Origin of the sequence: Terrimonas rubra, assembly GCF_042686025.1 — a bacterium.
Classification (GTDB): domain Bacteria; phylum Bacteroidota; class Bacteroidia; order Chitinophagales; family Chitinophagaceae; genus Terrimonas; species Terrimonas rubra.
In genome coordinates, this window is record NZ_JBHUOZ010000003.1 from 1,519,379 (window position 1) to 1,535,570 (window position 16,192).

General features: G+C 43.6%; 17 protein-coding genes. 11 read left to right on the top strand and 6 right to left on the bottom strand.

The features are described 5' to 3' along the window. Positions 1 to 1,458 precede the first annotated feature (1,458 nt). Entirely contained in the window at positions 1,459 to 2,091 is a 633-nt protein-coding gene (pyrE, locus tag ACFS6H_RS15500) for an orotate phosphoribosyltransferase (RefSeq protein ID WP_386100836.1), read from the top strand. Between the two features lie 26 nt (positions 2,092 to 2,117). Further along, positions 2,118 to 2,525: a heavy-metal-associated domain-containing protein gene (locus tag ACFS6H_RS15505; protein ID WP_386100839.1), complete on the top strand. Its 408-nt coding sequence runs from the start codon at positions 2,118 to 2,120 to the stop codon at positions 2,523 to 2,525. 32 nt (positions 2,526 to 2,557) lie between these two features. Here the strand turns inward: ACFS6H_RS15505 and ACFS6H_RS15510 are convergent, their stop codons facing one another. Continuing rightward, positions 2,558 to 3,337 (bottom strand): (Fe-S)-binding protein, encoded by a 780-nt coding sequence (locus tag ACFS6H_RS15510; RefSeq protein WP_386100842.1) that lies wholly within the window; start codon positions 3,335 to 3,337, stop codon positions 2,558 to 2,560. A 233-nt stretch (positions 3,338 to 3,570) separates the two neighbouring features. Between ACFS6H_RS15510 and ACFS6H_RS15515 the strand changes: the two genes are divergently transcribed. The 5 genes from ACFS6H_RS15515 (at position 3,571) to ACFS6H_RS15535 (ending at position 8,043) form a co-directional block, all read left to right on the top strand. Further along, complete coding sequence (locus ACFS6H_RS15515; RefSeq protein ID WP_386100845.1) at positions 3,571 to 4,611, top strand: hypothetical protein; 1,041 nt, start codon at positions 3,571 to 3,573, stop codon at positions 4,609 to 4,611. Positions 4,612 to 4,698: 87 nt separating this feature from the next. Next, positions 4,699 to 5,376 (top strand): LysE family transporter, encoded by a 678-nt coding sequence (locus ACFS6H_RS15520; RefSeq protein WP_386100848.1) that lies wholly within the window; start codon positions 4,699 to 4,701, stop codon positions 5,374 to 5,376. A 252-nt stretch (positions 5,377 to 5,628) separates the two neighbouring features. Next, positions 5,629 to 6,324, top strand: a complete 696-nt coding sequence (gene ccsA, locus ACFS6H_RS15525; RefSeq protein WP_386100851.1) for a cytochrome c biogenesis protein CcsA — start codon at positions 5,629 to 5,631, stop codon at positions 6,322 to 6,324. Beyond that, the gene (locus tag ACFS6H_RS15530) at positions 6,321 to 6,530 is read left to right on the top strand and encodes a CcmD family protein (protein WP_386100854.1); all 210 of its coding nucleotides are present in this window, start codon (positions 6,321 to 6,323) and stop codon (positions 6,528 to 6,530) included. Before ccsA ends, ACFS6H_RS15530 begins: the two co-directional genes overlap by 4 nt. A gap of 94 nt (positions 6,531 to 6,624) precedes the next feature. After that, entirely contained in the window at positions 6,625 to 8,043 is a 1,419-nt protein-coding gene (locus tag ACFS6H_RS15535) for a Glu/Leu/Phe/Val family dehydrogenase (protein ID WP_386100857.1), read from the top strand. A 92-nt stretch (positions 8,044 to 8,135) separates the two neighbouring features. Here ACFS6H_RS15535 and ACFS6H_RS15540 read toward each other — a convergent pair whose 3' ends face one another. The 3 genes from ACFS6H_RS15540 to ribD form a co-directional block, all read right to left on the bottom strand. Further along, positions 8,136 to 8,492, bottom strand: coding sequence for a four helix bundle protein (locus tag ACFS6H_RS15540; RefSeq protein ID WP_386100860.1), 357 nt, complete (start codon positions 8,490 to 8,492; stop codon positions 8,136 to 8,138). 97 nt (positions 8,493 to 8,589) lie between these two features. Next, a complete protein-coding gene (locus ACFS6H_RS15545) occupies positions 8,590 to 9,210 on the bottom strand; it encodes a YigZ family protein (protein WP_386100863.1) in 621 nt (206 codons plus the stop codon). Further along, positions 9,207 to 10,268, bottom strand: a complete 1,062-nt coding sequence (ribD, locus tag ACFS6H_RS15550) for a bifunctional diaminohydroxyphosphoribosylaminopyrimidine deaminase/5-amino-6-(5-phosphoribosylamino)uracil reductase RibD (protein ID WP_386100866.1) — start codon at positions 10,266 to 10,268, stop codon at positions 9,207 to 9,209. The genes ACFS6H_RS15545 and ribD overlap by 4 nt, the downstream gene beginning before the upstream one ends. A 35-nt stretch (positions 10,269 to 10,303) precedes the next feature. On the opposite strand from ribD, the gene prmC reads away from it, so the two are divergent. The 3 genes from prmC (at position 10,304) to ACFS6H_RS15565 (ending at position 12,671) form a co-directional block, all read left to right on the top strand. Next, positions 10,304 to 11,158, top strand: coding sequence for a peptide chain release factor N(5)-glutamine methyltransferase (prmC, locus tag ACFS6H_RS15555; RefSeq protein ID WP_386100869.1), 855 nt, complete (start codon positions 10,304 to 10,306; stop codon positions 11,156 to 11,158). 61 nt (positions 11,159 to 11,219) lie between these two features. Further along, entirely contained in the window at positions 11,220 to 12,272 is a 1,053-nt protein-coding gene (locus ACFS6H_RS15560) for a nucleoid-associated protein (protein ID WP_386100872.1), read from the top strand. 51 nt (positions 12,273 to 12,323) lie between these two features. Then, a complete protein-coding gene (locus ACFS6H_RS15565) occupies positions 12,324 to 12,671 on the top strand; it encodes a DUF5763 domain-containing protein (protein WP_386100875.1) in 348 nt (115 codons plus the stop codon). A 5-nt stretch (positions 12,672 to 12,676) separates the two neighbouring features. Here ACFS6H_RS15565 and ACFS6H_RS15570 read toward each other — a convergent pair whose 3' ends face one another. Beyond that, positions 12,677 to 13,879 (bottom strand): NAD(P)/FAD-dependent oxidoreductase, encoded by a 1,203-nt coding sequence (locus ACFS6H_RS15570; RefSeq protein WP_386100878.1) that lies wholly within the window; start codon positions 13,877 to 13,879, stop codon positions 12,677 to 12,679. A 268-nt stretch (positions 13,880 to 14,147) separates the two neighbouring features. Here ACFS6H_RS15570 and ACFS6H_RS15575 point away from each other — a divergent pair, with 268 nt between their 5' ends. Continuing rightward, the gene (locus ACFS6H_RS15575; protein ID WP_386100881.1) at positions 14,148 to 15,509 is read left to right on the top strand and encodes an acyl-CoA dehydrogenase family protein; all 1,362 of its coding nucleotides are present in this window, start codon (positions 14,148 to 14,150) and stop codon (positions 15,507 to 15,509) included. A gap of 2 nt (positions 15,510 to 15,511) precedes the next feature. Here ACFS6H_RS15575 and ung read toward each other — a convergent pair whose 3' ends face one another. Beyond that, complete coding sequence (gene ung / locus ACFS6H_RS15580) at positions 15,512 to 16,186, bottom strand: uracil-DNA glycosylase (protein WP_386100884.1); 675 nt, start codon at positions 16,184 to 16,186, stop codon at positions 15,512 to 15,514. Positions 16,187 to 16,192 lie beyond the last annotated feature (6 nt).

Consider the following 16,192-nt stretch of genomic DNA (forward strand, 5'->3'; position numbering starts at 1 on the left):
AAATTAATATCAACCAATTGTTTTTTCCAATTTCGGATGGTTTAGGGTGTTGATAATTTTTAAAACAGGGTTTAGAAATGATGATGATGCAGCTTTTTGCAGACATAAGTAGAGAATTAAAGGAGTAGGTTATAGCGTTAGTTGGAGTGGTTGTTAGTCTGTGTTTTGATCATCGCATGCTATTTTGCCGTGGCACAGCACAGTAAGGTGGTAAAAATATGCGACCCCGCCGGGGTCGAAAGATCGTTTCTCTTCTCCGGTTATGAATATGTGATGCCAGCGGCATCAGTTGTATTTTACTAATAGCAGTGGCAAAAGAGTTGATCGCAGCGTTGTAATTTAATCCCCTATGAACCTCTGTGTAAACCCTCCGTGTAACTCAGTGGTAATAAATAAACACCCTTCATAAACCACAGAGGTAAAGGAGTTGATCACGGAGTTACACAGAGCTTTTGTTAATCGAGGTTTTGGTATCGCATTCTGTTCTGCATTAGCGCAAACCTGTATTGGGGTAAAAACATGCGGCCCACTCCGGGGTCGAAAAGTTGTTTTAGTTCTCTTGTTATAAATATGTGATGCCGCTGGCATCAGGTGCCCTTTATAAATAACTGTGGCAAAAGAGTTGATTACAGCGTGGTAATTTATTACCCTGTGAACCTCTGTGTAAAACCTCCGTGTAACTCAGTGGTAATAAATCCCCCTTAATAAACCACAGAGGTAAAGGAGTTGGTCACAGAGTTACACAGAGCTTTTGTTAATCGAGGTTTTAGTTATCGCATTCTGTTCTACATTAAGCAAACCTGTATTGGGGTAAAAATATGCGACCCACTCCGGGGTCGAAAAGTTGTTTTGGTTCTCTTGTTATAAATAGGTGGTGCCGCTGGCATCAGGTGCCCTTTATAAATAGCTGTGGCAAAAGAAGTGATCACAATGTTTTGTTTTATTACCCTGTGAACCTCTGTGTAGTCCCTCCGTGAAACTCAGTGGTAATAAATAAACACCCTTAATAAACCACATCGTTAAAGGAGTTGGTCACGGCGTTTCACAGAGGTTTTTGCTTTTTAACGCTGTGGCCCACTGGTAACGCTATAATAGAAAATAATCCATTCGTATAATTATCCCGTAGGAATAACAGGTTAATAGCCCTGATCCGCCACAAGGTACATCGACCTCAGGGGGTCGCATATAAAAATTATTGGTTCTTGTCAAGTAATAATCCTATCACAGCCTATTCTCCATTCAATAAAACCAAAACAGTTGCTGTTTGCACCAAAGCCCAAAGGCTGCCCCGCTTAGGCGGAAATACTGGCGGCCTTATAGCCGGCAGATTGCAGCCGGGCGGGGAACTACTGCTGAATAAAGTACCTGCAGCCGACAGCCCCAAAAACACTATATCATTATGTAACGATAGCTACAGTTTGCTAAAAAATTAATTGTATTAGCCCTTACCTTTGCGCCATGAATGATGCAACCATAGTAGCCGGTAAATTATTAGATGTACAGGCCGTTAAGTTAAGTCCCAATGCGCCCTTTACCTGGGCCAGCGGCTGGAAAAGTCCCATTTATTGCGATAACCGTAAAGTATTATCCTTTCCTTATGTAAGGGATTATGTAAAATCGGAACTGTGCAACGTGATCTTTGAAAAATTCCCCGAAGCCGATGTACTGGCAGGTGTGGCCACAGCCGGCATTGCCTGGGGCGCTATGGCTGCCGACCAGTTGAAATTGCCTTATGTATATGTACGTCCCAAACCAAAGGAGCACGGACTGGGCAACCAGATAGAGGGATCCCTGCAGCCCGGTCAAAAGGTGATCGTGGTGGAAGACCTGATATCTACCGGCAAGAGCAGCCTGCAGGTGGTGGATGTTTTAAAGAATGCCGGTGTGGAAGTAGTGGGCATGGTATCTATATTTACCTACCAGTTTCCGCAGGCGGCTGAGGCTTTTGAAAAAGCCGGTGTGCCTTACCACAGCCTGACCGATTACCCTACATTAATCAGCCTGGCGCTGGAGCGTAATATTGTATCGGCAGGTGATGAAGCCGAATTGCTAAAATGGCGTGAAAACCCGGCAGCCTGGAAGGCAGAATAATTTTTAATGATTATCTTACCCTCATTATGCGTAATTTATTATTTACCCTTATGGCCGTTATCGGCATCTGCTTTACCGCCGGGGCCCAGACCAAGGCGCAGCTGACAGCTAATATCAGTACCCCCGATGTGGCCTGTGCCGCCTGCGAAACCCGTATTACCAGTATGCTGAAAAGGTATGATGGCGTATTAGCTGTAAAAGTGTATTACAAACGTGGCATTACCCAGGTAAAATATTTAACCGACCGGGTAAATATTGAGACCATTAAAACTGCCATAGCCAATGCCGGTTATGATGCGGATAATGTGACCAAAAATGAGGATGCCTATAAACGCTTACCCAAAACCTGTAAAAAGTTTGAGGACGGAGGCGGTCATCCCAAACCCAGGCCCAAAGCTGAAACGCCTGTGGCCGATTCGGTAGCGGTAAATTAAAAAGTAAAAGATTGTTGAATAAAAGCCTGGACCTAGTTCAGGCTTTCTGCTATCAGTTCGGCAATGTCCAGCACTTTAACCGAGTCTTCTTTTTCGGCAAGTTTAACCCCATCGGTCATCATGGTATTGCAGAACGGACAGGCCGATGCAATAACGGCAGCCTGGGTACCGATGGCTTCGCGGCTGCGGTCAATATTCACCCGCACATCGCCTTTTTCTTCTTCCTTGAACATTTGTGCCCCGCCGGCGCCACAACATAAACCCTTGCTGCGGCAGCGTTTCATTTCTACCAGCTCGGCATCCAGGGCTTCCAGCACTTTACGCGGCGCTTCATAAATATCATTGGCACGGCCTAAATAACAGCTATCGTGGAAGGTGATCTTTTTACCTTTAAACGCACCACCGTCTTTCAGCTGAACCTTGCCGTTATCAATTAACTGCTGTAAAAAAGTAGCATGATGAATAACTTCGTAAGTACCGCCCAGCTCGGGATATTCGTTCTTAAATGTGTTGAAGCAATGGGGGCAGGTGGTCACAATTTTCTTTACCCCGTAGTTGTTTAATACCTGTATGTTCTGGTAGGCCATCATCTGGAACATGAACTCGTTACCGGCACGGCGTACAGGATCGCCGGTGCACATTTCTTCCTTTCCTAAAATGGCATAATTTACACCTACCTTATTTAAAATAGTCACAAAAGCTTTGGTGATCTTTTGGGCCCGCTGGTCAAAACTTCCTGCACATCCCACCCAAAAAAGTACATCCGGATTTTCGCCTGCCGCAAATTTTTCTGCCATTATAGGTACCTGCATAAAAGAAATTTGCTCAAAACTAAACTAAAATGATTTATTCCTGCACAAGTGCATAGCCTTTCCTTTATTTTTGTTGCTTGTGTAATGGTATAAAGTGTAGGATACCAGCTGCAGATCCCCGTGGCATCGTTCCTTGCGACGCTCCGTTCAACTGCATATCGCTGGGCATCTTACCGGTTACCGTACCTGGTTATAAACGTTAGGCGTTTATATTTTTATTTTACAACAGCAGCATGGCAATAAAAAAGTTTTTTCAACGACTGTTTAACTGGGAACTGTGGAATTTTTATGTGTTGTATGCACCCATTGCGCCGGTATGGCTATGGTATTGCCTGCGCAGCCGGTCCTTATGGTTCTTTACTCCCTCTAACCCCACTATTACCTTTGGCGGCTTTGAAGGCGAGGGCAAAAAAGAAATGTACGACCAGTTACCCCAAAGCCTTGTTCCCCGCACTATTTATATATTGAACACTTTATCCTTTACGCAAGTACTGGAAAAAATAAAAGCGGCCGGCTTTACTTATCCCTTTATTGTAAAACCCGATGTAGGCATGAAGGGTATCCTGTTCCGCAAAATTGACAGCGAAGAACAACTGGCCAAATACCATGAGCGTATACCGGTGGAGTATATTGTGCAGGACCTTATTGAACTGCCGGTGGAAGTGAGTGTATTTTACTACCGTTATCCCTGGGAACAAAAAGGAACGGTAAGCGGTTTTATTCACAAGGAATTATTACATGTGACCGGTGACGGCCATTCCACTTTACAGGAACTGGTAACAAACCATAGCCGGGCCAGGTTCAGGATGGAGGAAATGCAGCACCGCCATGGTCACCGTTTTGACAGGGTGATCCCGAAGGGAGAGGTATTTTACTTGTCCTATGCCGGCAACCATAACCGCGGGGCCCAGTTCACCAACCTGCACAACGAGATCAATGCCCGCATGCATGAAGTGTTTGATGCATTGAGTCATCATACCACTTTTTATTATGGCCGCTATGATATCAAGACAGGCTCCATAGAGGAACTGAAAGATGGTAAGAACTTCCAGATCATTGAATTTAACGGCTGCGGCGCCGAGCCTAACCATATTTACGATTGCGGCATGAGCATCTGGAAAGCCTATGGCACTATTTTACAGCACTGGAAAGCCCTGTATAAAATAAGCAGGTATAATAACGATCATGGTACGCCATACTGGTCGTATAAAAAAGGCAAGAACTTTTTAAAAGAAGCCCGCAGGCATTTTAAAGTGCTGGAACAGTATGATTAATAATTAGCTAATTTGATAATTTGGTGATGTGCAGATGTAAGATTACTATTAACCATGAACTATTAACTTTTAACGAAGAAAGGAGTAATGAATAAACTGATCAGGATATTTTTCGTAGGCATGCTGGTGAGCTTTGTGGGATCCTTGCCATTGGGTACCCTGAATATACTGGCCATGAAAATATCGGTTTACCAGGGTATTATGGCAGCCATGTTATTCTCCTTTGGCTCTTTATTGGTTGAGATAGTGTATGTACGTATTTCGCTGGTAGCTATGGACTGGGTACGTAAACAGGAAAAGATCTTAAAGGCCCTGGAGTGGGTGACCCTGGCCATTGTACTGGCACTGGCCATTGCCAGTTTTTATGCGGCCATGCACCCCACAGTGGGCGGGGAGGACAGGAGCGGCCTGCCCAATATGCATCCTTTTTTATTCGGGGCTATGATGTGTGCCATTAACCCGGTACAGATCCCGTTCTGGTTTGGCTGGAGCACGGTGTTGTTCACTAAAAAAGTGCTGTTGCCGCAAAACAGTCATTACAACTCCTATATCATTGGCATTGGCATTGGTACTTTCATTGGTAACTGTGTATTTATATTCGGAGGCATGCTCATAGCCGATAAGATCAATAATAACCAGCACATTTTAAACTATATTATCGGGAGCATTTTTGCCATTACGGCGCTTATACAGGCCTGGCGTATTTATAAACGTAAAGATGCGATCCAGAAAATGATGGATGATGCGGAAGAGGAAAAGAAATGATGAATGATGAATGTTTGAATGTTGAGTCCTGGAATCCGGGAAACCATTATTGTAACGCTTTATTCATAATTTATCATTCATAATTCTTGCCAGATACCCGGCTTTTCGCTTTTTGCTGAGCTTTTAGCTTTTAGTACCAAAATCCCCCTTACTTTTGCATTTATTATCCAATTATCGGGAATTTCCCCCTTTATCCACCCCCGGAAAAAGGAGCAGATGCTGATAAAAAGTGGTATTAAATTCAGAATAAGCATGAGTAACCCGAAGACAGGTTTTATGTATAAATCGTGGTGGAAAATTACAGCGGTTGTATTATTGGTTTATACTATTGCCGGCGGTTTGTTAATGGATATTCCCCGTCTGCCCGAACTGGAAGAAACAATCAGGAACATGTATTTTCACGTGGCTTTATGGTTTGCCATGATGATACTGTTCACCATCTCGGTTGTTTATGCCATTATGTACCTGAACAAAAAGAACCTCCGGTACGATATCATTTCCAAGCAATTTGCCACTACGGGTATTTTTATCGGCCTGCTGGGTTATGCAACCGGCGCCATCTGGATGAGTTATACCTGGGCCGACCCTAACGCTTCGCTGATGGATTCGTTCAGCACTTTTTCCCGCGAACCCAAACTGATCGGCGCTGCCATTGCCTTACTGGTGTACAGCGCTTACCTGGTATTGCGCCAGTCCATTCCGGATATTGATCGTCGTGCCCGTGTATCTGCCGTGTATAATATTTTTGCTTTCGCACTCTTATATCCTGCCATAAAAATTATTCCCAGTATGGTGGAAAGCCTTCACCCCGTGCTGGATTTTAAAGAAGTGGACAATAAGCTGAGAAGGGTATTTTACCCGGCTGTAATAGGGTGGACCCTGCTGGCAGTATGGATCACCACCATTAAGATCAGGATACAATTTTTGAAGGAAAAAGATATGTTATGAAATTGAAATTAATAGCCCTGTTAGCAGTATTGTTATCTGGTATAACCATGATAAACGCACAAAACACCGTTCCGCAGGAAACTTTAATGCGTTCCAGCGGCCGTATTTATGTGGTGGTGGCCGTTATGCTGACTATTTTAGCGGGTATCATCATCTACCTTGTCCGCCTGGACAGGAAAATTGGCAAGTTGGAAAAACATTCCTAAGATTTATTAAAAGGCTAACAATTAAATGACTAATAGTTGTTAGTATTGCCATTAATTTTGCTTTGCATATATGAAATAAATTAAACATTAAATTATGTCTGACAATCAGTACAGCTTTTTTGCCGACGTTGCAAAAAGCTTTGACAAGGCCGCTAAGTTTACAAAATGGGATTTAGGGGTACTGGCACAAATAAAAGCATGTAATGCCGTTTACCGCATGCGTTTCCCGGTTAAAAAGGATGACGGCAGTATTGAAGTAATTGAAGCTTACCGTGTACAACACTCTCACCACAAAGCACCCTGTAAAGGTGGTATCCGTTTTGCCGCTGAGGTAAACCAGGATGAAGTAATGGCCCTGGCTGCGCTGATGACCTTTAAATGCGCCATTGTAAACGTGCCTTTTGGTGGTGGTAAAGGTGGTATCAAGATCAACCCGCGTAATTATTCCGCTTATGAACTGGAAAAAATTACCCGCCGTTACACTTCTGAACTGATCAAGAAAAACTTTATTGGCCCGGGTACCGATGTACCGGCGCCTGATTACGGAACCGGTGAAAGGGAAATGGCCTGGATACTGGATACCTACACTACTATGCGTCCCGGTGAAATTGATGCCGCAGGTTGCGTTACCGGTAAACCCGTATCACAGGGTGGCGTACGTGGCCGCAGGGAAGCCACCGGTTTAGGGGTGTTCTTTGGTTTGCGTGAAGTATGTAATATTCCCGATGTAATGGAAAAACTGGGTTTACCTGTAGGTGTAGAAGGTAAACGTGTGATTATACAAGGCCTGGGTAACGTGGGTTATCACTCGGCTAAATTCTTCCAGAATGCAGGTGCCAAGATCACTGCCCTGGCCGAATACGAAGGATCTATTCATAACGAAGAAGGCCTGGATATTGATGCGGTATTCAACCACCGTAAAGCAACCGGCTCTATCTTAAACTTCCCTGGCGCCAGGAACCTGGAGAAAAACACCGATGCGCTGGAACTGGATTGCGATATCCTGATCCCTGCAGCTTTGGAAAACGTGATCAATGGTGAGAACGCACCACGTGTAAAAGCCAAGATCATTGGCGAAGCGGCAAATGGTCCTTTGACCCCTGAAGCGGATGAAGTATTTGCTAAAAAAGGTGTACTGGTAGTACCAGATATGTACCTGAATGCCGGTGGTGTAACCGTATCGTATTTCGAATGGTTAAAAAACCTGAGCCACGTACGTTATGGCCGTATGGAAAAACGTTTTAACGAGAACATGAACTCGCATATCGTTGACCAGATGGAATCTTTAAGCGGTAAAAAAATGACCACTAAGGACAGGGAATATATTGTGCATGGCGCCGATGAGGTTGACCTGGTATACAGCGGCCTGGAAGAAACCATGGTAACGGCCACCCACGAGATCATGAACGAGTGGAAAAACAACCCCACTATTCCTGATATGCGTACAGCCGCTTATGTGGTTGCTATTAATAAGGTAGCTACGAGTTATGCTGAGTTAGGCATTTTTCCATAATATATTTTAATTGACAATGGACAAATGACAGTTGACAATTTTGCTGCTGTTCATTTGTCCATTGTTTTTAAATAATTGTCAATTGTCCATTATCACTTGTCAATTGCTTTAAGTGTTTTTACAATGCTGATCAGCAGCCTGCAAACTTCACGACAATCAGCTTGTATATTTTCGTATTCTTCCTGCGTCAGGTAATGGGTATCTGTAAGCAACTTTAGCCAATATTCCGTTTCATTTGCTTCTTTAAGTGCAATATTGATCTTATTCAAAAAATCGGCCCGGCTTTGAGCATGTTCGGCTTCTTTCAGTAAGGCACCGACAGCAGTTCCGCTACGCAATAATTGTTTGGAAAGAACAAACTCCCTTTTTTGTTCTGTTAGGTATTTATAAAGATTGACCACCCTCACTGCAAAGAGATAACTCTTAGTCAGTACAATATTATCCTTCATAGGTAAGCTTTATCCAAAAATAAAACTTTCCCTTCCTACTTATTCACTTGATAGTTTCTTGTAATTTGTCCATTGTCAACTGTCAATTGTCCATTGACTACAGTTTTTTCACCTCTATCTCCCTTATATCCTTCAGCCTGAATAACACTTCCTGCAACCTGTTTTTAGAGATGGCAATATCCATGGTACAGAATAATTGAATATCCTGTTTTAAGATGGTGCAGTCAAATTGTTTGATGATGGTCATGAGGGAATTCATCTGGGTATAATCGAACTGCAGGTGGTAGTTCTCCATCACGGGCTTTTGTACGGAAGGGGTTACCTGCAAGGCAAAGGAGGCTGCGGTTTTATAGGCATTGATCAGCCCCGGAACGCCTAATAGGGTACCGCCAAAATACCGCACCACAACGATCAGTACATTGGTTACCTGTTTGCTGTCTATCTGTCCCAATATCGGTTTACCGGCGCTCCCCGATGGTTCGCCATCATCACTCACGCGGAAATTATTACCGTCTAACCCCAGGCGGTAAGCAAAACAATGATGTCCCGCTTTGGGATGTTCCTTTTTTATTTGCGCCAGCTGAGCTTTAAACTCATCTACCGTTTTAATGGGTAATGCATAGGCAATGAACTTGCTGTTGCGGTCCTTATACTCAGCCATTCCCTGTTTGTCGATCGTGTTGTAATAATCCTGACTCATAATTTTCGTATCACTCATGCAGTAATGTTTGGACTGGTATATTGCCAGGTACTGATGGAATCGGTCCCTGACAGGATGGTATTGACTAAAGATTGATTCTGTAATTGGGGAGCTGCCAGTCCATTACCAATGAATAGGGTGGTATTGGTAATTACCCGGGCTTCATCCCATATGCCGGCATCGATAAAGGATTGTAACAACTGGCTGCCGCCCTCCACTATTACACTTATTATTTTTAATTCGTATAATGCTGTAAGCAATTGTTCAACAATCTTTTCGTCAAAAGAAATTTTATAGTACAACAGGTTTTCCTGCTGTTCCTGTTTTTGTGCATTAAATACAACTGTAGCCTGCTGCCCGTCCAGTAAATGCAAGCCGGCCGGCAATTTCAGCTCCCTGTCCAGCACCAGCCTTACAGGTGAAGGGCCGGTCCATAAGCGGTTGGTCAGCGACGGATTATCGTATAATGCCGTATGGGTGCCTACCAGTATACCCGCTTCCTCGCTCCGCCATTTATGTACCAGGGTATTCGTTTCGCTATTGCTGATCAATAACCTTTCGGATTTATTTTCCCTGGCAATGAAACCATCGGCTGTCTGCGCCCATTTTAAAATAATAAAAGGACGTTTTTTGGTATGAAAAGTAAAAAAACGTTCATTCAGTTGTAAGCAGACAGTTTCCAATACGCCTGTAGTTACCTTAATACCCGCCTGTTGCAGCTTTTCAATACCCTTGCCGTTTACCGCATCAAAGGGGTCGCGGCAGCCCACCACCACTTCAGGTATCCGGTGATGAATAATGAGGTCGGCGCAGGGTGGTGTTTTGCCGAAATGCGCACAGGGTTCCAGCGAAACATACATAACAGAAGCGCTGATCAGGTGCCTGTCCTCCTCCTGTACCGAAGCAATACAGTTCACCTCGGCATGTGGTCCGCCATATTGCCGGTGCCATCCTTCACCAATGATCCGGTCATTATGTACCAGCACAGCACCTACCATGGGGTTAGGCGCTACCATACCGGCACCCAGCCGGGCCAGCTGTATACAACGTTCCATATAATATTCTGCTACCTGCATTCGTGGCGCAAATGTAAATGAATTAAGTTTGCCGTATGACGGTATTTGAGGCGATCAGTGATACAGAACAACAATTACAGGGCATTTATGATGCAGCTGAGGCGGCGGCCATTACTGATTGGCTGGCAGAAGCCATGACCCATACCCGCAAAACAGAGCGGCAGCTGAGGCAGGAACTGGAATTGTCTGTTGCACAAGCGGAGCAATGGGAAGCTGCCGTAGCCCGTTTATTACAACACGAACCACTGCAATATGTATTGAACGAAGCCTGGTTTTACGGGCTGAAGTTTTATGTTGACAAAAATGTATTAATACCCAGGCCCGAGACCGAGGAACTGTTGGACTGGATCATTGAAAACCATAGCCAGTCCGGCCCTTTACATATACTGGACATCGGAACCGGCAGCGGTTGCATACCCATCAGCCTGAAAAAAACCTTACCACAGGCCCAGGTACGCGGTATCGATATCAGTGCAGCCGCATTGGGGATAGCCACCCGGAATGCTACAGCCTTACATGCTGACGTAGATTTTTCAGTGATTGATTTCCTGGATACCGGCTCAACAGCATCACTGCCGGTATTTGATATCATTGTAAGTAATCCGCCCTATATACCTCAACTGCATGCCCGGGATATGGATGCCAATGTACTCCGGTACGAGCCGGCTACTGCTTTATTTGTGCCGGATGATGACCCCATTGTTTTTTACAAAGCCATTGCACATTTCGGCAAAGAACATTTAAACAGTAACGGCAGTATTTACCTGGAATTATATGATGTGTATCATACTGAAGTGAATGATTTTTATACAGCGCTGGGTTACCAGACGGTTATTTTACAGGATATGCAGGGCAAACAGCGTATGCTGAAAGCCAGTTTACCATCTTAATAAAAGCAGCAGGACTTATTTTATTTTTCATTTATTTCGCCGTTCAAAATTTGCATTTCGCATGATCTATTTTACAGAAGCCAGTATTCAACATATATCCATACATAAAGTAGGCAATAAACAAATGGGAGAGGGCCTGGCCTTATCGGAGCAACCCCTGGAAATTGAGGACGAGGTATTGAACGGTTTATTGAAACAATACTTTTTGGCTCCTTTTGAAAAAACGAATGAAGTGTACCGTTTTACCCACGCTACGGAAGAAATAGGCTTGAATGAGATGTATCATTTTGCCGCCAGGATGTTTGAAGCCGAAGCTGATTTTCATGACAATACCCGGCAGGTTGCCAAACAATTGTATGATATTACCAGTCATCCGAATATTAAATCCGGTGAAATGTACGTGGTATACTTTAAACAGTTGCAGATAGAGGGGGAATTACTGGATGCGGTAGGTATTTTTAAATCAGAATCCAAAGAGCCTTTCCTGGTGGTGTCACAATCGGGTCCTGAGTTTGAAATAGGGTATAAGGAAGAAGCTATTAATATTAAAAAACTGGATAAGGGCTGTTTAATTTTTAACACGGAGAAAGAGGAAGGGTATAAGGTAGCAGTAATTGACCAGACCAATAAAACAGGTGCTGTATACTGGGTGGATGAGTTTTTAAAACTGCGTAGCCGTAACGATGATTTTAATAAAACCACGGCCACGCTTAGTTTATGCAAAAGTTTTGTGAATGAACAACTGGAGGAACATTTCAGCATGACCAAGGCTGACAAAGCTGATCTGCTGAACCGTTCCATACAATACTTTAAACAGAGTGAATCTTTTAATGTAGATGAATTTACCCAGGATGTAATTGGTGTACCTGAAGCCGCCGGCATGTTTAAAAGTTATAAACAACAATATGAGCAGGATTTTGGTATGCCTATCGAGGATTCATTTACTATTTCGTCGGCAGCGGTAAAAAAACAGGCCCGGGTGTTTAAATCGGTCATCAAACTGGACAAAAATTTTCATATCTATATTCATGGTAATAAGGATATGATTGAACAGGGTTATGATGATGCCGTTGGCAGGAAGTATTACAAACTTTACTTTGAAGAAGAATCATAAGCTTTACGGAATACCCTTGCAAATATTCACAACGATGATTATTTTTCAGGAATGAAAGCACGCCATATCATTGTAGTAATAGTGATGTTGTTATGCAGCATCCGCCTGCATGCACAAACCTTTTATAAAACGCCGTACGGACAAAAATACCATACGGCAGATTGCCGCTCGGTAAAAAATGTATCACAGGCAATTGATGCAAAAGATATTCCTGCATCGGGATTAGAAGCCTGTAAAATTTGCCGGCCGGTACTTACAGCCACCAAAAGCTATGGCACTAAAAAGCCGGCCGGTGAAGCAAAGAGTACGGTACAATGTAAGGGTATTACGAAGGCCGGTAACAGGTGTAAACATAATACCAGTATAGCCAACGGGTATTGTCACCAGCACCAGCCCTGAAAATATTACCGGCCAAACCTGTAGTATTGTCCCAGCTCATTGGGTTTGTTCTGCAGGTGATCTATCAGTATTTTACGGGCCTGCATGGAAAAAGTAATACCATTACCTCCAAAGCCCAGTACAAAATAACCATGTTTATATTCAGGCGACACCCCTACATAAGGCAGGCTGTCCCTGGTTGAGCCAAACACGCCACCCCAGCTGAAGTCTTCAATAAAACTGATACCAGGTACAAGCCTGGTAACTTTTTTTACCAGTTTTGTCGATTTTTTTTCTTTTACCTCCTGCTGATTGGATTGTTTCAGCTGGTCATTGTCTTCGCCGCCTATTAATAACCGGCCGTCCCCGGTTGTACGCATGTAGATATAGGGGTCGTTGGTATCCCATACTAAAGTATCTTTCAGCTTTTTATTGATTTTAGCCCCGGGTTCGCTGATACAGGCGTAGGTGTTAAAGAGATGTGCTATTTTTTCCTTTAACAGGTAAGTGCTTTCAAAACCGGTACAAAAAATTATTTTTTTTGCCTGTAATTTATAATTGTCTGTAGTGTATATAGTGGCGCCGTTTTTTTGTTCAGTTATCTTTTTTATACTGGTCTGGTCAAAAACCTGTAACCCTTTACCGGTATTCTGCCAGATGAGTTCGTGTGCCAGTTTATAGGCATCGGCACTTGCTGCCGTATCGGATAAAATACCCCCGTAGGAGAGTACACCATACTGCTTTAATACCTGCTCGGCTGTTAACCAGCGTACACCAAGCCTGTGTTTTTTTCTTAATAAAAATTCTTTATGCAGTTTTACGGAGGCACGCCTGTTATGCGCTATGTACAGGGATTTTTTTTTGTCAAAATCGCAATCAATATTTTTCTCAGTCACCATTTTTTCCAGGCCTTTAATAGCCGATCTGCCTGCTTTATAACAGAGAGCGGCAGCCTCTTCACCTATCATATCACTGAGGTCAATCAGCATTTTATCAATTTCATATTGCAGCATACTGGTGGTTGCAGCAGTGCTCCCCTGGCCAATATCGCGGCGATCAATAAGTGTGACCTTATAATTATGTTCAATTAATGCGTCGCTGATCAATGCACCGGTTATACCGCCGCCAACTACTATATAATCGGAGGTAATATTTTTTTGCAACAGGGGATAGGTGTATAATAAACCGTTTTTTAATAACCAGAATGATTCGTATGTACGTAAACGCATAATAAAAGTGGTATTTTATTTGTATTTACCTAAGTTAATATAAAAATGATGCCGTTTTATTAACCACTTAATAGTTAGGTATAACTGGTATTATTTGGTATATTGACCGGGAGGATAATTAACTAATCAGATAATGTGCTGATTAGTTAATGAAAACGACCTACGCAAAACAAGATGATGATTAGCGGTATGCAGTTGAACGGAGCGTCGTAAGTAAAGTTCAATCAGGGATATATAGCTGATAACAAAAAATAAAATAATAACGATTATGGCCGGAATTTTTTCTAAGTTGAAACAAGCATATAAGTTATACCAGCAGGTGGATATGGATAAACTGGCAAAGCTTTCTGCCAAGGTTGACCTGAAAGAAGTGATGGATAAGTTTGCCGGTATGGACGATGCCCAGTTAAAGGGGCTGATGAAGATGATGAGCAGCGGCGGAAAGGCAAAAAAAGAATTGCCCGAGATAAACGGTGATTTTTATGAACTGCATATGCGCCTCAGCCCCGAGGACAGGGCTATACAGTTGCGGGTACGTGAGTTTATGGAACGGGAGATACAACCTATTGTCAATAATTTCTGGTTACATGATGAGTTCCCCTACGAGATCATTCCCAAGTTTGCAGAACTGGGCTTATGTGGTGTAACCTACCAGGGTTATGAATGCCCCGGGTTAAGCTTTTTGATGGAAGGCATTATCGCCATGGAGATGGCAAGAGTAGATTCATCTATCGCTACCTTTTTCGGTGTGCAAAGTGGCCTGAGCATGGGTTCCATTTATATGTGCGGCTCCGAAGCCCAGAAGCAGGAATGGCTGCCGGCCATGCACCGTTTGGAAAAGATCGGGGCTTTCGGCTTAACAGAACCCGAAGTAGGATCAGGCGCGGCAGGCGGATTAACCACCACGGTAAAACGGGTAGGGGATACCTGGGTTTTGAACGGACAAAAGAAATGGATAGGTAATGCCACATTTGCCGATGTGATCATTATATGGGCACGTGATGTGGACGATGGTGAAGTAAAAGGGTTTATTGTACGGAAAGATACCCCCGGCTTTGAGGTAGAGAAGATAAAAGGCAAGATGGCCCTGCGGATTGTGCAGAACGGCCTGATCACGCTGACCAATTGTGCCATACCTGAGTCGGACAGGTTACCTCACGCTAATAGTTTTAAAGATACGGCCCGGGTATTGCAGATGACCCGTGCAGGTGTTGCCTGGATGGCCGTGGGCTGTGCCCGTGGCGCTTACGAAAATGCACTGGATTATACCCGTAAACGAAAACAGTTTGGGAAGCCCATAGCCTCGTTCCAGTTAATACAAAACCATTTAGTGGAAATGTTATCTAATTTAACGGCCATGCAATCACTGGTATACCGTTTATCCGAATTACAGGACGGTGGTTTGTTAAAGGACGAACATGCTTCGCTGGCAAAAGTATTCTGTTCCCTTCGTACAAGAGATATTGTAAGTAAAGCAAGGGAAGTAATGGGCGGTAATGGTATTTTGTTAGACCATAATGTTGCCCGCTTTGTAGCCGATGCAGAAGCTATATACTCTTACGAAGGCACCAAGGAAATAAATTCACTGATAGTAGGCAGGGCCATTACCGGCTTCAGTGCTTTTGTATAAGGTTAAGCAATTGTCCAGTTAATGGGATCAAGCCCTTTGCTCACCAGGTATTCGTTGGCTTTTGAAAAATGTTTACAACCAAAGAAGCCACCATAAGCTGAGAGTGGTGAGGGGTGTACCGATCTTAAGATAAGGTGTTTGCGCTCATCGATCAAGGTACGTTTTTCCTGTGCAAATTTGCCCCATAATAAAAACACGACATGCTGTTTTTGCTCCGATATGGTTTTGATAACCGCATTGGTAAACTCCGCCCAGCCGATCTTGGCATGGCTCATGGGCTCACCGGCACGCACAGTAAGGGAAGCATTCAATAAAAAAACACCCTGTTCGGCCCAGGAAGTAAGGTCGCCGTGTTTAGGCATCGGCATACCGATATCATCGGACAGCTCCTTATAAATATTCATGAGTGAAGGAGGAATAGCTACGCCTTTCTGTACCGAAAAGCTGAGACCATGTGCCTGTTTAGGGCCATGATAGGGGTCCTGGCCAATGATCACCACTTTCACCTTGTCCAGCGGTGTAAGGTTAAACGCATTAAATATCTGTGAGCCGGGAGGGTAGATCAGTTTTTGTTGTTCTTTTTCAATTTTAAGCCTGTCGGCTATATTGGCGAAATAAGCTTTTTTAAATTCATCCTGTAATGCCTGTTTCCAGCTGGCTTCTATTTGTACGTTCATAACTTG

What these genes read in the sequence shown, in the direction of transcription:
- ung (WP_386100884.1), bottom strand. Translation starts at nt 16,186, where the DNA reads ATGAACGTACAAATAGAAGCCAGCTGGAAACAGGCATTACAGGATGAA.
- ACFS6H_RS15540 (WP_386100860.1), bottom strand. Translation starts at nt 8,492, where the DNA reads ATGAAGGATAATATTGTACTGACTAAGAGTTATCTCTTTGCAGTGAGG.
- prmC (WP_386100869.1), top strand. Translation starts at nt 10,304, where the DNA reads ATGACGGTATTTGAGGCGATCAGTGATACAGAACAACAATTACAGGGC.
- ACFS6H_RS15565 (WP_386100875.1), top strand. Translation starts at nt 12,324, where the DNA reads ATGAAAGCACGCCATATCATTGTAGTAATAGTGATGTTGTTATGCAGC.
- ACFS6H_RS15515 (WP_386100845.1), top strand. Translation starts at nt 3,571, where the DNA reads ATGGCAATAAAAAAGTTTTTTCAACGACTGTTTAACTGGGAACTGTGG.
- ccsA (WP_386100851.1), top strand. Translation starts at nt 5,629, where the DNA reads ATGAGTAACCCGAAGACAGGTTTTATGTATAAATCGTGGTGGAAAATT.
- ACFS6H_RS15575 (WP_386100881.1), top strand. Translation starts at nt 14,148, where the DNA reads ATGGCCGGAATTTTTTCTAAGTTGAAACAAGCATATAAGTTATACCAG.
- ACFS6H_RS15545 (WP_386100863.1), bottom strand. Translation starts at nt 9,210, where the DNA reads ATGAGTGATACGAAAATTATGAGTCAGGATTATTACAACACGATCGAC.
- ACFS6H_RS15530 (WP_386100854.1), top strand. Translation starts at nt 6,321, where the DNA reads ATGAAATTGAAATTAATAGCCCTGTTAGCAGTATTGTTATCTGGTATA.
- ACFS6H_RS15510 (WP_386100842.1), bottom strand. Translation starts at nt 3,337, where the DNA reads ATGCAGGTACCTATAATGGCAGAAAAATTTGCGGCAGGCGAAAATCCG.
- ACFS6H_RS15560 (WP_386100872.1), top strand. Translation starts at nt 11,220, where the DNA reads ATGATCTATTTTACAGAAGCCAGTATTCAACATATATCCATACATAAA.
- ACFS6H_RS15520 (WP_386100848.1), top strand. Translation starts at nt 4,699, where the DNA reads ATGAATAAACTGATCAGGATATTTTTCGTAGGCATGCTGGTGAGCTTT.
- ribD (WP_386100866.1), bottom strand. Translation starts at nt 10,268, where the DNA reads ATGCAGGTAGCAGAATATTATATGGAACGTTGTATACAGCTGGCCCGG.
- ACFS6H_RS15535 (WP_386100857.1), top strand. Translation starts at nt 6,625, where the DNA reads ATGTCTGACAATCAGTACAGCTTTTTTGCCGACGTTGCAAAAAGCTTT.
- ACFS6H_RS15505 (WP_386100839.1), top strand. Translation starts at nt 2,118, where the DNA reads ATGCGTAATTTATTATTTACCCTTATGGCCGTTATCGGCATCTGCTTT.
- ACFS6H_RS15570 (WP_386100878.1), bottom strand. Translation starts at nt 13,879, where the DNA reads ATGCGTTTACGTACATACGAATCATTCTGGTTATTAAAAAACGGTTTA.
- pyrE (WP_386100836.1), top strand. Translation starts at nt 1,459, where the DNA reads ATGAATGATGCAACCATAGTAGCCGGTAAATTATTAGATGTACAGGCC.